The sequence below is a fragment of the Streptomyces sp. Ag109_O5-1 genome, assembly GCF_003814875.1.
Taxonomy (GTDB): Bacteria; Actinomycetota; Actinomycetes; order Streptomycetales; family Streptomycetaceae; genus Streptomyces; species Streptomyces sasae.
Genome location: NZ_RKQF01000001.1, coordinates 6,914,265 through 6,928,189, shown reverse-complemented (window position 1 = coordinate 6,928,189; position 13,925 = coordinate 6,914,265). Strand labels below are relative to the sequence as shown.

The 13,925-nt window shown below is 68.1% G+C and carries 11 protein-coding genes, 1 tRNA gene and 1 pseudogene; 6 read left to right on the top strand and 7 right to left on the bottom strand.

What is annotated here, in order from left to right; genetic code table 11:
* Positions 1-243: 243 nt before the first annotated feature.
* The 5 genes and pseudogenes from EDD90_RS31450 to EDD90_RS31425 all read left to right on the top strand — a co-directional run bounded on the left by EDD90_RS31450 (position 244) and on the right by EDD90_RS31425 (position 4,227).
* Positions 244-840, top strand: a complete 597-nt coding sequence (locus EDD90_RS31450; RefSeq protein WP_123976281.1) for a TetR family transcriptional regulator — start codon at positions 244-246, stop codon at positions 838-840.
* 243 nt (positions 841-1,083) lie between these two features.
* A tRNA-OTHER gene (locus tag EDD90_RS31440) sits at positions 1,084-1,144 on the top strand.
* A gap of 716 nt (positions 1,145-1,860) precedes the next feature.
* A pseudogene (locus tag EDD90_RS31435) lies at positions 1,861-2,813 on the top strand (IS110 family transposase); the annotation flags it as partial.
* A gap of 374 nt (positions 2,814-3,187) precedes the next feature.
* Positions 3,188-3,397 (top strand): hypothetical protein, encoded by a 210-nt coding sequence (locus tag EDD90_RS31430; RefSeq protein WP_123976280.1) that lies wholly within the window; start codon positions 3,188-3,190, stop codon positions 3,395-3,397.
* A 419-nt stretch (positions 3,398-3,816) separates the two neighbouring features.
* Complete coding sequence (locus EDD90_RS31425) at positions 3,817-4,227, top strand: hypothetical protein (RefSeq protein ID WP_123976279.1); 411 nt, start codon at positions 3,817-3,819, stop codon at positions 4,225-4,227.
* Positions 4,228-4,316: 89 nt separating this feature from the next.
* Here EDD90_RS31425 and EDD90_RS57715 read toward each other — a convergent pair whose 3' ends face one another.
* The 7 genes from EDD90_RS57715 to EDD90_RS31390 form a co-directional block, all read right to left on the bottom strand.
* Positions 4,317-4,646 (bottom strand): transposase, encoded by a 330-nt coding sequence (locus EDD90_RS57715; protein WP_260328217.1) that lies wholly within the window; start codon positions 4,644-4,646, stop codon positions 4,317-4,319.
* Positions 4,647-5,069: 423 nt separating this feature from the next.
* Positions 5,070-5,279 carry a hypothetical protein gene (locus EDD90_RS31415; RefSeq protein WP_123981869.1) on the bottom strand — a complete coding sequence of 70 codons (210 nt, stop codon included), beginning with the start codon at positions 5,277-5,279 and terminating at the stop codon, positions 5,070-5,072.
* Positions 5,280-5,980: 701 nt separating this feature from the next.
* Positions 5,981-6,409 carry a hypothetical protein gene (locus EDD90_RS57710; RefSeq protein ID WP_260328216.1) on the bottom strand — a complete coding sequence of 143 codons (429 nt, stop codon included), beginning with the start codon at positions 6,407-6,409 and terminating at the stop codon, positions 5,981-5,983.
* 203 nt (positions 6,410-6,612) lie between these two features.
* The gene (locus EDD90_RS31405) at positions 6,613-7,680 is read right to left on the bottom strand and encodes a sugar ABC transporter substrate-binding protein (RefSeq protein ID WP_123976278.1); all 1,068 of its coding nucleotides are present in this window, start codon (positions 7,678-7,680) and stop codon (positions 6,613-6,615) included.
* Positions 7,681-7,912: 232 nt separating this feature from the next.
* Positions 7,913-9,175, bottom strand: a complete 1,263-nt coding sequence (locus tag EDD90_RS31400; RefSeq protein WP_398926050.1) for a sugar ABC transporter permease — start codon at positions 9,173-9,175, stop codon at positions 7,913-7,915.
* A gap of 14 nt (positions 9,176-9,189) precedes the next feature.
* Complete coding sequence (locus tag EDD90_RS31395) at positions 9,190-9,969, bottom strand: ATP-binding cassette domain-containing protein (protein WP_123976276.1); 780 nt, start codon at positions 9,967-9,969, stop codon at positions 9,190-9,192.
* A gap of 35 nt (positions 9,970-10,004) precedes the next feature.
* Complete coding sequence (locus tag EDD90_RS31390; RefSeq protein ID WP_123976275.1) at positions 10,005-11,093, bottom strand: substrate-binding domain-containing protein; 1,089 nt, start codon at positions 11,091-11,093, stop codon at positions 10,005-10,007.
* 287 nt (positions 11,094-11,380) lie between these two features.
* Here EDD90_RS31390 and EDD90_RS31385 point away from each other — a divergent pair, with 287 nt between their 5' ends.
* Positions 11,381-13,912 (top strand): SpoIIE family protein phosphatase, encoded by a 2,532-nt coding sequence (locus EDD90_RS31385; RefSeq protein ID WP_123976274.1) that lies wholly within the window; start codon positions 11,381-11,383, stop codon positions 13,910-13,912.
* Positions 13,913-13,925: the final 13 nt, after the last annotated feature.

The window sequence follows — 13,925 nt, the reverse complement described above, 5'->3', positions numbered from 1 at the left end:
GTGGCGTGGACGCCGCGGGTATCGAGGACTCGGAGGGGGTGGGTGGTGATGTCACAGGGGTCTCCCGTGCTGTCGGTGGTTCTGCGATTGCCGTGCGAAGGCCATCGGCCCCGGACGGTAGGAGGCAGCGCAGGGCCCTGCTTGACCTGCCCGGTGATAGCGACATCAAATAGATGCAGATGGGAATCTAAATGGAGGCTAGAATAGATGTCAAGTGACATCTATGTTGAGGAGAGTGATTCCGTGGGACGGGTGTCCAAGGCGCAGGCACAGGAGAACCGGCAGCGCGTCGTAGCCGTCGCCTCCCGGATGTTCCGTGAGAAAGGCACCGCGGTCAGCGTCGCTGACCTGATGAAAACTGCTGGGCTCACCCGTGGCGGGTTCCACAAGCAGTTCGCCTCCAAGGAGGACCTGGTCGACGAGGCCATCGCGTATGCCTTCGAGGATCCGGCGGCGCACTCGCCCGTGGCACTCGAGGAGCATGCCGGGGAGCGTGGGACCGCCCGCCAGACGCTGATCGAGCAATACCTCTCCATCTGGCACCGCGACCACGCCGGGGACGGCTGCCCCGTCTCCGGATTCGCAGCCGACCTGGGGCGCGAACCCGGCCGGGCCGCCCGCTCCCAGGACGTCTACATCAATGGGGTACGGAGCCGGGCTGCCCGGCTGGCCACCGGCGACGACGACGGCATGGCTCAGCTATGCACCATGGTCGGTGCCCTCGCTCTTGCCCGTGCCACCCGGGGCAATCCGATCTCCGAAGAACTGCTGCAGGCCGCGCGCACGGCTCTCACCAAGAGCGGCTCCGGGCAGTCCGAACCGCAGCACCGCACGGACTGACCGAGGCCGGCCGACGGTGCAGACCGCCGCCCGGGCCCGCAAGTCGGCTTCAGGCCGAACCCGGGCAGGAAACCCGCCTCGACCACCTCGGCGCGGAGGTCGAATCCACCGAGCAAGTCAACGCAGCCACCGACGAGATGAAGAGCGACGGCAGTTTCTGACGGCAACGTCAGCACACTGACCCGGTCCTGAGCACCTCCCAGAACACTCGCCATGCCCTGCCACGGGCTTGGCACCCAGGCGGCCCGTTCAGCTGGTAGAACTCCTAAAGCGGGTGTCGCAGGTTCAAATCCTGCCGGGGGCACAACAAAATGCTAGATAATTGGACATAGCACCCGTCGGCGAGGATCACAGAGGGGTGCTTTTGTCCTAGATGGGAACCCGATGGGAACGGCACGATGAGTAACGAGTAGTAACCCTTCGTCGATTACTTCATGGTTGCTTTTTGTAGCTTCATCTTTATCTGGGGGGGAATTGCCAGCCCCGGTGAACTGCTCTCCGGGCGATGCTGAGCGGGGCGGAAGCGCCTGGCTCGCGCATCTGGAGAATCCGCTGGCGAAAGCGGCGCTCACCGCTTCGATCACCCTGCGCCACCCGCCCGGCGTCCCGTGCCTCGGGTCCGTACTGCGTGTGCACGAAGCACCCGCCGCGCTTCGGGCCTCATAGGCAGCCTCGCGCGCCACAAACCCCTCCACCGCCGTCCGCGGCGCGCAGGCCGATGCCGGACAACACCCGCTCGGTACCGGCGCGCGAGGCCGGACCGTCAGATGAACCAATTCCGCTGAATAGCCAGGGCTAAAGCGAGTTGGGCGTCTGACCTGCGCCGGACCGCGCCAACCGGAAGGCGGCGTGCGGTGCGTGGACTAATGCCTCAGCTCCAGGCTGCCTTTTCGTTGCTGTAGGTATGCAGCGTATGTTGCGGCGGGTGGGGCAGTTCGAGTGCTTCGCTGGTGGCGGGGATGAAGCGGTCTGTGCGGACGAACTCCATGAGCAGCTGGTAGACGCCACTGCCGTGAACGACCATGCCGCGCCCGGGGCCAGCAACGCGCAGCACGTCCGTGCCGGCGTCGAATGCGTGCCCGCGACGCCTACGTCATCGCCGAGACAGCCCGTCTGCGGCGGGACTTCGTCCCCGTTGAGGCGCCCACGAACCTGGCAGCTGACCTGGCTCTGCTCACGACCCACCGCTCCGACTTGATCGCCGACCGGGTCCGTCTGCTCAACCGCCTCCACGACGTGCTCACCGGCATCAGCCCCGCCCTGGAAGCGGCTACGCCGACCACAAAGGCGCCCTGGTCCTGCTCACCGGCTACCAGACCCCGGCCGCCCTGCGCCGCTGCGGCCACGCCCGCCTAAGCCGCTGGCTCACCGCACGAGGCGTGCGTCACCCCGAAACGGTCGCCGCCACCGCCCTCACCGCCGCGCACGCCCAGCACATCCAACTGCCCGGCCAGGACACGGCCGCGGGCATCACCGCAGCCCTCGCCGCGCAAGTGCTGGCCCTGGACGAACGGCTCAAGCAACTCGACCGGCAGATCAGCGACGCCTTCCACACCCACCCGCAGGCCGCTGTCATCGAGTCGATGCCGGGGATCGGCCCCATCCTCGGCGCCGAGTTCCTCGTCGCCGCGGGTGACCTGGCCGCCTACCCCGACGCCGGTCACCTCGCCTCCGCAGCCGGCCTGGTCCCCGTCGCCAAAGACTCCGGACGCCGCACCGGCAACCTCCGCGGGCCCCAGCGCTACAGCCGCCGCCTGCGCCGAGTGTTCTACCTCTCCGCGCAGACCAGCATCATCCGCGACGGCCCCAACCGCACCTACTACCTGAAGAAACGAGCCCAGGGTCACAAACACATCCCCGCCGTCATTGCCCTCGCCCGCCGCCACGTCGACGTGCTCTGGGCCCTGCTCCGCGACAACCGCCCCTTCGCCACGAGCCCACCAGCACGGACCGAGACAACCACAGCGGCCTGAACCGGGCACCAAGCCCACGGCCCTCCCGATCACCTTCATCGCGCACCAGAGTTGACTACCTTGTGCGATCAGCAGACCGAGCAGGTGATCCATGCGTCCACGCCCCTATCCGCCCACCCCGTGCCCTCGCTGCGGGGCAGCAACAGACCGCGTCCTGACCGTGTTCGTCCCCGCCACCACAGACGAGGACGAACTCTTCCGCATTGCACACAGCGCTTCAGAGTCGGTGCCCACCTACCTCACCTGCGCCGACTGCCGCCACGAGTGGGGATGGGAAGAAGGAACCAGCACACCGACGGGTTGACTCGGTCATTAAGACTCCGCCGACCGCGTGGTAGCGTGCCGCGCTGCCCACCTTGGCTTCGGAGGCATACATGGCCAGCTATGAAGAACACGAGCAAGCTGCCATCGACCTCTTGGCGCCGCTCAGAGCTGTCACAGGAGGAACGCTCCAGGCGGACTACCGCTTGCAGATGGCTCAGGTGGAGGCGCTTCTGGCGCTCGCCGCAGCCGTAGCCAGTCGCCACCACGGAAACGGAGCGCCGGGGCAGCCGCCGATCCCGAACGGCCCCGCCAGCTTCTGAAGAGGAAGGCCGCCGAAGCCGCCACGCGGTGTTGGGCCGTCCGAGGCCGCACAGCGACGGCCAACGCTGACAACCGTCGACAGTCAAGGCGCAGGTCACAACAAGTCCGCAGTCCACGAACCCGGCCCACACTTCTTCGGCTCCTGAGTCCACTTTGCCGAGTGCTGTACAGCAGCGCAGTACGGCAACCGTGCCGACCGCTGGGGGCCGCCCATGACCGCTAGCGCCTCCATGACCAGGCCGAATGACTGCGGTAACCGCCGTGCTCATAGTTCGCATCGAGAGGGTTCACGTCGGTCTTGGACCGTTGTCCATCCCTGCTGTTACCTGCGATGATTCAGCCCGAATCGTGATCACAAGAGAGTCCGGGCATGCAACCTTCGAGACCAGGCAGGCCCAGCACTGCGTCCTGCCGGAGCATGAAGCGGCCGCGTATTTCGCTGCTGGTCGCCGCGCTAGGCATCGTTGCCGTCTCCGTTACGGGGTGCGGCAGTTCCGACGATGAAGGACTGCCGGTGCGAGTGGTCAACGAATCGGCCTGGGATGCCCACGTGTTCGGTTGTCCGCAGTGCGGAAAGCTCGGCCTTGTGGTCGAAGGGGAACCTGACCGAAAGCCCGGCGAGGGCGGCGGTTCCGTCTTTGGGTGGACCGAGGGACGCGCCTGGCCTACGACGTACAAGGTCGTCGTCCGCGGCGTGGAGTCGGTCTGCCCATTCATCGACCCCGAGCCTGATAAGGCGGAGGGCGCAGTGGGGACCCGTGACGTCATCTACGTAGTGGACGAGAGCGGGAAATGCGTCGTAGGCCCAGTGAGCATGGACGACATCTGACATCAACGGCTGACACCAACAAGCGCGTCAGCATCAGATCTCAGCGAGCCCTCGACCGAGGCGCCGGACTGGTCGACCGGGGTCGACGGCTACCTGTGATCGACCTGATAAGGATGCGCGCCAACCTCAAAGCCTGCGCGCGACGTGCCGCCGAACCGGCGTATCACTTCCAGAAGAACTGATTGTTGGAGTCGACTCGGCCCGCAGTGAGCCCTAGCCTCACGCGGGCGATATCCGTTGCGGTGGTTGACGTGCTCGTCGCTGACCTGCCTGTATTCAGCGTTGCAGAGGGCATCGGCCTCCGCGGACATGAGCGCGTCGGCGAACGTTTTCACCATCGCGCGCAGCAGATCGGGACTCGCCGCGGCGAGGTTGTCTTCCGCGAGGGCGTGCAGGGGCAGACTGTCGGGTGCGGTCATCGTGCTGATCTCCTTCGAGGCTTCGACACTTCGAAGATCAGCCGGTGGCCGTTCATCTATGCGGGCACCATCCCGATGCCGGAGCAAACCCCCGGATCAGGTCGAACCCGTACACCACTTCCCTGGACGCAACCTTCCGCTTTCCACAGCCGCCTGAAGAAGCTACGGGCCTAAGTACGCGGATGAGCACGGGAATTACCCATCAGCTCGTAGGTCGTGGTCGGGGCCGACGGGCCGATGTCTGGGCCGTCCGGGGCCGCTCTACAGTGACCAAAGACGACCAAGTGGAAACCCCTGACGATCAAGCCCCCTACCAGAGGAGACCCACGGGTAGGGGGCTCGTTGCCGGGGTTACCGATCAACGGCAGGCTGCCGGTCAGGCCATCAGCGATCACCCGACGAGGGAGTCCCGCGATCTGGCGATCAGAAGGAGACGGTGAATCCCACCTGGTGGTACTGGCCGACGGTGTCCAGGACCTCGTCCTTGACCGCGCCGAACTGAGCCACGAGGTCCGAGCTGCTGATCGCCGTAGGGCCGGCGGTGATACCGACCTGCGGGCTCAGGCCACCGGAGACGGTGTCGAGCTCGGCGTCGGAGATTTCAAGGGTCTGAACCTGGGGAGCGGAGTTCATCATGAAACTGCCCTTCGTATGGATGTTCCACAAGGGGGAGCGGCCAAGCTGGGGACAGAAGGTCGGCCGCGACCGCAGCCCGCACCATCCCTTCCGGGCGCCTTGGCACGATCCCTGCGGCGCGAAGGATCAAATCACGGAGCATGCCCGGCATCCAGTCGGTCGTTGCTCCCGGCAGGGCAGTTGAAACGGCCGGCCACTCATCCGTGCATACATGCACACGAATTGAGGGCAGTCTCTCTACATGTAGTGCTGCACATTGAAACCGGCAGCTGCTGTCGCGTCTGCTCCGACCCGGACAATTCCGCATCAACCGAACTCACCTGTGCCGCAGTTGCGCCTTCGCTGTGTAGATCCAGTTGCAGATTCAGTCATGTACGCATCCGCGCGCCCTTCGGCGTGAGGTTCCCCGCCTGCCGCGCTGGTCAGCCGGGCCCCTGGCCGAGCGGAAACTCCGTGACAAGATCCCGAGCCCACCGAGGCCCTCACCGGCGTTTCCGCGAGCAGCACGCGTTCCTGGTCCGTCTTGCGTCTCGACCACCGGGCCGGCGTGATGCCCAGAGTGCTCACGGAAGGCCGGGCGCTACCTACCGTCGGTGCGGTGGGCGGCGATGGCACGGTCCAGGGCGGCCCGGTCCACGGCAACAGAAGATCAGCAACCGTTTGGCCGTCGTCGCGGGGTGATCCGCCGTGCAGGCGGATCACCGTCCCGGCGATTCCTCGCCGAAGGCGGCCCCCAGCCGGAACGGATTCAGCACACATGAGGCCGGGAATCCCTGTGAACACGTGAGAAGAACGGAATGGTGTTTCCCCGGCCCAGGCACCATGCAGTCGGCGTTTCCGCGGGCCACGGCCCCAACCAGAGAAACTTCTAAAGCGGGTGTCGCAGGCCCGAATCCTGCCGGGGGCACCAGGTCTCCGGCTGCGAGCGTCGCAAGGAGTCCGGGAATCTCCTCGCCCGGGCCATAGAAATGCGGAAACCGCTGCCAAGGGATCTCGTCGTACTTGAACCCGTCCTTGACCTCTCGCGGGATCGCGCTCACGACCGTGCGCATGTCGAAATCCGTGCCTGCCCAAGGCTCCGGCCATTTGGACCAACGGTCATCGTCCATGACCTGGCCTTCAGACACCACAGCCCTCCTCCACTTGCCGATCACGCGATCCGTGAGCATCTTCGTCAACGACCGGGCCGACACCGCACATGGGCAACGCGCCCCGGGAGAGCCATAGGTCGGCAAGCGGTTCACGAGTCAGCCCAGCCGGCGCCCTACGGCACGCTACGGAAGACCGCTCCGGCCGCATACTGCTCCTGCCTTGTAAGTCAGCGGTTCAGTCAGCCGAGACTGTTGCCCCACAGGGACGTGTCGGTGCTCTTGAGGCTGGGGACGCCGCCGTACGTGCCGCCGTCGGCGGTGACGAGCGGGGCGGAGAGCTGGTCTTCCAGAAGTCCGTCGCGGACCCGCACGATGGTGCTCTCGTGGTCGGTCCTGCCGGGCTTGAACGTCTTCCCGTCGATCGCGGCCTTCAGGTAGTACAGGGCGTACTTGGCGTAAAGGTCGACCGGCTGGGACACGGTGGCGTCGATGTTGCCGTCGGAGATGTCCTTGAGCTCCCTGGGGATGCCGTCGTTGGAGACGACGAACACGTGCTTCGGGTTCCTCGGGCCGACCAGCAGCCCTTGCTGCCTGAGCACGTGGAGCGTGCCGGAAAGGGCGAAGCTGGCCTGCATGTAGATGCCCTTGATGTCCGGGTGTGCGGTCAGGTCGTTCTGGAGCTTCTGCGCGGCGACGTCCTCGTCCCAGTTGGTGGCCTCTGCGAACACCTTGATGTCCGGGTAGTTCGCCTTCATGCATGCGTTGAACCCCTCGGTGCGATCACGGCCGTTGATCGATGAGAGGTCGCCCTGGAGCATCACGACCTTGCCCTTGCCGCCCAGCTTGGTGCCCAGGTACCTGCATGCCTTCTCGCCGTAGGCGCGGTTGTCGGCGCGTACCACCATGTAGACCTTCCCGGTGTCGGGGCGGGTGTCGACGGTGACGACCGGGATCTTCGCCGCCTGCAACTGCGCCAGGATCGACGCAATGGCAAATGTGCTCTGCGGGGCCATCGCGATGCCCTTGGCGCCCTGGAGGATGAGTGTCTGCCCGTTGACGGCGAGCTTCGCGACGTCGTTCTGCGAGTTGGTCGTCCTGAGTGAGAGGCCGAGTTGCTTGGCGTACTCAGGCGTGTACTTGATGTACGCGTTCCAGAAGTCGGTGTCGGAGCGCGGGTAGTCGACGCCGACCAGCGGCTTGCCGTCGCTCGACGTGGGCGTGCTGTCCGAGCCGCCGCTGCAGGCGCCGAGCAGCACGAGTGCGGAGAGGGCGGAAGCAATGGAGCAGAGGACGGGTCTGGGCCTCATCGGTACTTCCTCGCGGTGCGTCCCGAAGCGCCTGCCGTCTGCCCCTCGGCAGGGCCGACTGGAAATCCCGGCTCACTCGGACCACGGGATGGTGGCGGGCCCACTCGGCCGGTGGGCACAGGCCACCCGGTCGACACTAAACTGTCTCTTTCTACGATATACCCGGCATGATCGGCACCCCGATGCCACGCCCAGGCCCCCGCGGGGACCGCCTGCGCCGCCCGTGGAAGCGTCAGGCGCGCCCGTGCGCCTGCTGCGTGTGCCGGGACAGCGAGTCGATGACCACCGCGGCGAAGAGCACCCCACCCGTGATCACCAGCTGGACGGCGGTGGGCGTGTCGGTGAGGGCCATGCCCGAGGCGATCGACTGGATGACCAGCATGCCGAGCACTGCGGACCAGGTCGTACCGCGTCCTCCGAACAGGCTGGTACCGCCGATGACGGCGGCAGCGATGGCGTTGAGCAGCAGGACGCCGGAGCCGGAGTTCTGACTCACCGATGTGATGCGCGAGGCCAGGAACAGGCCGCCGGTCGCCGCCAGGGTGCCGGAAACCGCGAGCACGGCCGTCTGTACGCCGGTCACGCCGAGGCTGGCGCGACGGGCCGCCTCGACGCTGCTCCCCAGTGCGTAGACCTGCCGTCCGTAGTGCGTGCGCCGGAGCACGATGTCGAGACCCGCCACCGTGGCGAGGAAGATCAGCAGAGCCAGCGGCAGGCCCTGGAACTGGTTCAGCAGATAGGCGGAGCCGAACCCGATCACCGCCACTACGCCTGTGCGCACCCCGACGGTGTGCAGCGGGAGGTGTGACATGCCGAGGGCCATGCGGCGGCGCCTGTTCAGGTAGGAGGCGAGGAAGACCAGAGCTGTGGCGAGTGCCGCCACGGCGTAGGCGACGCCGGCGTTGGTGAAGTAGTAGCTGGTGAGGTGAGCGATGAGCCCGTTCTCGTCGAGGTTGACGGTGCCGCTGGTGCCGAGGATGACGAGCATGAGGCCGTTCCACGTCAGCAGCCCGGCGAGGGTGACCACGAAGGCCGGCACCCGGGTCCTGGCGATGGAGTAGCCCTGGACGGTTCCCGCCACGGTGCCCGTCAGCACGGCGGCGATCAGGGCGAGCCACTCCGGCACGCCGTTGTTGACGTTGAGCACCGCGAAGACCGCGGCGGCGAACCCGCTGATCGAGCCGACCGACAGGTCGAGTTCACCGAGCAGCAGCACGAAGACGATGCCCACCGCGATGAGGCCCGTGCCCACGATGTCCACGCTGAGGTTGGACAGGTTACGGGGCGAGAGGAAGCTGGAGTTCAGGCTCTGGAAGATGATCCAGACCGCGACGAGGACAAGGGTGACGGGAAGGTAGCCCAGCTCACCGGCGCTCAGCATGCGCCGCCGGACGGCGATCCAGCCCGCCAGGGCACGGGTGACGGCCCGCCCGGCACGACGCTGACGGGCTTTCGCGGTGGCTGCCGCGGAATCGGCCCGCGTCTCGTCCGGCATGTCACGCATCCCTTTCACCACTCGGCCTCGCGGTGGGCCGGCCGGCGGGGCACGTTGTCCGTGGCGCCCGTGATGGAGGAGATGATCTGCTCCTGGGGGGTGGTGCTCACGTCGAAGAAGCCGTTGTTGCGGCCGAGCCGCAGCACGGCGGCCCGGTCCGCGAGGGCCTTCACATCACCCATGTTGTGGCTGATCAGCAGGACCCCCAGGCCCTGGTCACGGAGACGGTCGACGAGGTCGAGGACCTCGGTGGTCTGCTCGAACCCCAGCGCCGCCGTCGGTTCGTCCAGAAGAAGGACGCGCGGGTCGCCGAGTAGCGAGCGGGCGATGGCGACGGTCTGCCGCTGACCGCTGGACAGTGACACCAGGGGACCGCGCAGATCGGGGATGCTCCGGGTCAGGCGCTCCAGCAGCTGCGTGCTGCGGCGCTCCATCTCCACCTCGTCGAGGAAGCCGAACCTGCGGATCTCTCGTCCGAGGAAGAGGTTGCCGACGACGTCGAGGCCTCCACACAGCGCCAGGTCCTGGTAGACGGTGGCAATGCCGAGGTCCCGGGCGTCCTGAGGACGCCGAATGTGCACGGGCCGGCCCTCCCACTCGATGCTCCCCTGGTCCGCGGGAGCGACCCCGGAGATCACCTTGACCAGGGTGGACTTGCCGGCTCCGTTGTCGCCGAGGAGGGCAAGGACCTCGCCGGCGTGGATCTCCAGCTCGATGTCCCGGAGGACCTCGACGACTCCGAAGCGCTTGCACACGCCGTGCAGGGCGAGCAAGGGGGGCGGCAAGAGAATCATCTCCTTCCCGGGCCTGGGGTCGGCCGTCCCGCCTGTCAGGTCAGCCCGGCCTTGTGGCAGTCGCCCGCGAGTGGCGGGGGGCAGATTTGTTCGAGCGTGTACACGCCGTCCTTCACCAAGGTGTTCTTGATGGTGTCAAGGACCACGGGCACCGGGGTGAGCAGCACGGCCGGAACCTCCGCGCCGCTGCGGGTTTTCACCCGCCCGGTGGCCACCCCGTCGAGGCGCTGACCACGGGCGGCGGCCACGGCCATGGCGCCGCCTGCGGCAGCCTCGGGTCCGAACGGCTTGTAGACGGTCATGTACTGATCGCCGCTGACAATGCGCCGCACGGCTGCGAGCTCGGCGTCCTGCCCGGTGACGGGGGGCAGCGGGGTGACCTTGTCGGCCTTGAGGGCGGCGATACTGCCGGCGGCGAGGCCGTCGTTGGCGGCGTAGACGCCGTCGATGCTGCCGGCGCCCAGGGCGGAGACGGCTCCGGACATGTTCCGGTTCGCCGCCTCCGAGCTCCACTGGGGTGTGTCGTACTCCTTGGCGATCGTCACCTTCCCCCGGAGTTCGGACAGTGCGCCCTGCTTGAACGACAGCGCGTTGGGGTCGCCGGGGTCGCCGTTCATCATCACGATCCGGCCGCCGTGGGCCTTGGCGCCCATGGCCGTCAGCAGCGCCCTGCCCTGGAGCCTGCCGATCTCCTGGCCGTCGAAGGAGACGTAGCCCGAGATCGGGCCCTCGGCGAGGCGGTCGTAGGCGATGACCGGGATGTGCGCGGCAGCTGCTTTTCCGACCCAGGCGCCCATGGCTCTGGCATCGACCGCCGTCAGCACGATGGCATCAACCCCGTTGGCGATCGACGAGTCCATCTGTTCCTGCTGGATGGCCACGTCACCTTCGGCGTTGGCGCGCTCGGTCGTGCAGCCGCCGCACAGCTGCCGGATCCTCTGCTCCAGCAGGGGCCTGTCCTGCGTCTCCCAGCGGGCTGTGGTGGAGTCCGGAAGCAGCACGCTGATCTTCCGTGTGCTCCCTGGGGCGGAAGTGGTCCCGGCGCCCGATCCGCAGGTGGTGAGGGACACGGCCGTCGAGGCCGCGACCAGGGCAAGGGCGGTGTCCCGGACGCAGGCTTTCATGCGCGAGACCTCCCTCCTCCCTGGAGCGCCGCGACTGCAACCGCGGTGCAGCAGAGTGGCCCGCCGGGGCGGGGCGGGGTTTCGGCCGGCACCCGCCCGGACCAGGCGAAAGCCGCAGAACGACCACCTCGCCAGTGTGACACCGGCCACGGTGAACTGCGAACCCGGTGCCGCGTGGCCGATATGACGTCGACTTATCCGGTTCGTCCCTCTATGCGATTCTGGTAAGAGGAGTCACCAGCGGTAGCCGTGTCGGCACCCCGGCACGGACGGAGGTAGGTGCGGACATGCCTCACGACGGCAGTGCCGGGGCCGGACTCCCGCAGTCGGGGACGGCCGAGGCCGGGGTCGCGGACACCGGCGCACCACCGGGGTCGGAGACCCCCGTGGGCGTCCGCGCCCTGACGTTCGCCGGGGCGACATCGGCAGTGCTCTATCTGCCCGACGCAGGTTCTGACGACCTTCGGTCGGTGGACACGGCCGGATGCGCCCCTGCCGAGTACGGGCTGCCGGAGCGCCTGGCCCTGTCCGGCGGCTCGCCTGCGGCCCGCGCCTTCCGCGCCTCACACTCCGTGTGGCTGACTCCCGCGGCACTCGCGTCCTGTCCCGAGGGATGTCCGGCGCCGCCGCGAGCCCGGACGTCGCTCGGTGCGTTGCCCCTGGGCGCCGAGGGCGGACGGCTCGGCTGCCTTGTGGTCGTGGGCGCCGGTGAGAACGGCTTCGAAGCCGAGCAGCGGCGCTTCCTGGAGCGCTATGCCGACGCGGTCGCCGGCGTGCTGGAGGCCGGGGCCGTGGGAGGGCCGCCGTCGGCCCCTTTGAGTTCCGCACTGCGCCGCATGCGCGTCGGCTCCTTCGTCCTGGTGCCGGAAACCGGCGTGATCGACATGGACGAGACTTTGCGCGAACTGGTCGGCATCAGGCCGGACGACGTCGACGGCAAGGCGGACTCCCTGCTCGCGCACGCACTGCCGGAAGACCTGCACGCGCTGATGTCGGTGCTGGAGCCGTCCACCCGGACGTTCGGCCGACGGGAACTGGACTTCCGCGTCCGCCGCCCCACCGGTGAGATGCGCTGGCTGAGCCTGAGGTGCCGCGTGGCGGCGGCTGCCGACGACCGGCCGGAACAGGTGCTGGGTGTGGTGACGGCCACCCCGGTCCGGCACCGGGGCGCCGACGACGTCTCCCGGATCCAGTGGCTCACCGCCGCACTCGACGAGACCGCCACCGTGCGCGACGTCAGCAACGTGGTGGTCACCGCCCTGCGCGAACCCCTGGGCGCCGACCGGGTGGCGCTCGCCGAGCTGCAGCACGAACGGCTCCAGGTCACCCTGCTCGACCCGCCGCAGCCCGCCGCCTGGCCGCGGGCATGGCGTCTCCAGTGGCGCTCGGAGTGGCCCGACGCACCCCTCAGTGCCCTGCCCACCCTGCAGACGGCTCTGCGAGACGGACGTATGGGCCTGTGGCCGACAGGTACCGCCTTCGAACCGGGACTCGACGGCATCGGCCCCGGAGGCCTGGCCGTGCTGCCGCTGCCCGCCAAGGGCCGGGTCGCCGGCGTGTGCCTGATCGGCTGGGACCGGCCGCACGAGTTCGTCCCCGAGGAACGTTCGCTGCTGACCGCCACCGCCTCACTGGCCGGCCAGGCCCTCACCCGCGCCCACGCCTATGACGCCGAACAGGAACTCGCGACGATGCTGCAGCGCAGCCTGCTGCCGCGCCGTCTGCCCGAGCTGCCCGGCGGGATCACCGTCGCCCGCTATCTGCCCGCCCGGCGAGGACTGCAAGTGGGGGGCGACTGGTACGACGTGATCGCCCTCTCCGAGGACCGGGTGGCGCTGGTCATCGGCGACGTGCAGGGCCACAGCGCCGCAGCCGCGACGATCATGGGACAGATGCGTACCGCGGTCAGGGCGTACGCGGTGGAGGGCCACCCGCCCGACGTGGTCGTCTCGCACGCCAACCGTCTCCTCGTCGGCATGGAGACGGATCTGTTCGCCACCTGCTGCTACGCCGAACTGAACATGGACGAGGGCGACGTCCTGTTCGTCCGAGCCGGGCACGTCGCACCGCTGCTGCGCCATCCCGACGGCAGCACCGAGGAGGTCGACGTCGAGGGCGGCCTTCCGCTGGGCATTTCCATGGAGGCGGACTTCCCGATGACCGCGCTGGCACTGGAGCCCGGAATGATGCTCGCCCTGGTCACCGACGGGCTGGTCGAGGCCGCCGATCTGTCCCTGGACGAGGGCATGCGCCGCGCGCGTGCCATCCTCGCCGCGGCCGACCCGTCGGATCCCGGGCGGGTGGCCGACGACCTGCTGGGCGACCACGGCCGTCGCGAGGACGACGTGGCGCTGTTGTTGCTGCGCTACGACGGCATGAAGACCCGGCCGATCCGGTCGGGCTGGGTGGTGTGGCGGCTGCCCGACGCCGTCATGCACGCCCGCCGCTTCACCGCACGCACACTGCGCCGCTGGAAGGTCGAAGAGGCCACCGATCCGGTGCTGCTGGTGGTGTCCGAACTCGTCACCAACGCCCTGGTGCACACCCAGGGCCCGGTCGGTCTCGAACTGCTGCTCCGCGGGGACCGCGTGCGCGTCTGCGTGAGCGACTCCTCTCCCCGGGCACCCGCCAAGCCCGTGATCGTGGACTGGGAGTCGACCGGCGGCCGGGGTCTGCTCCTGGTCGAGGCGATGTCGGAGTCCTTCGGCACGGTGCCGGTGGCCGGCGGCAAGCAGGTGTGCAGCGAGATAGCGGTACCTCATCGTGAACCGGCTTCCGTGGGCGCGGAACCGGGTGCCAAGGACGGGGACCGATCATGACGTATCGTAGGCG

Excerpts from the sequence above, each read along its gene's own strand:
- EDD90_RS31430 (WP_123976280.1), top strand. The coding sequence starts at position 3,188 with ATGGCCAGCTATGAAGAACACGAGCAAGCTGCCATCGACCTCTTGGCG.
- EDD90_RS31425 (WP_123976279.1), top strand. The coding sequence starts at position 3,817 with ATGAAGCGGCCGCGTATTTCGCTGCTGGTCGCCGCGCTAGGCATCGTT.
- EDD90_RS57715 (WP_260328217.1), bottom strand. The coding sequence starts at position 4,646 with ATGACCGCACCCGACAGTCTGCCCCTGCACGCCCTCGCGGAAGACAAC.
- EDD90_RS31415 (WP_123981869.1), bottom strand. The coding sequence starts at position 5,279 with ATGAACTCCGCTCCCCAGGTTCAGACCCTTGAAATCTCCGACGCCGAG.
- EDD90_RS31405 (WP_123976278.1), bottom strand. The coding sequence starts at position 7,680 with ATGAGGCCCAGACCCGTCCTCTGCTCCATTGCTTCCGCCCTCTCCGCA.
- EDD90_RS31400 (WP_398926050.1), bottom strand. The coding sequence starts at position 9,175 with ATGCCGGACGAGACGCGGGCCGATTCCGCGGCAGCCACCGCGAAAGCC.
- EDD90_RS31395 (WP_123976276.1), bottom strand. The coding sequence starts at position 9,969 with ATGATTCTCTTGCCGCCCCCCTTGCTCGCCCTGCACGGCGTGTGCAAG.
- EDD90_RS31390 (WP_123976275.1), bottom strand. The coding sequence starts at position 11,093 with ATGAAAGCCTGCGTCCGGGACACCGCCCTTGCCCTGGTCGCGGCCTCG.
- EDD90_RS31385 (WP_123976274.1), top strand. The coding sequence starts at position 11,381 with ATGCCTCACGACGGCAGTGCCGGGGCCGGACTCCCGCAGTCGGGGACG.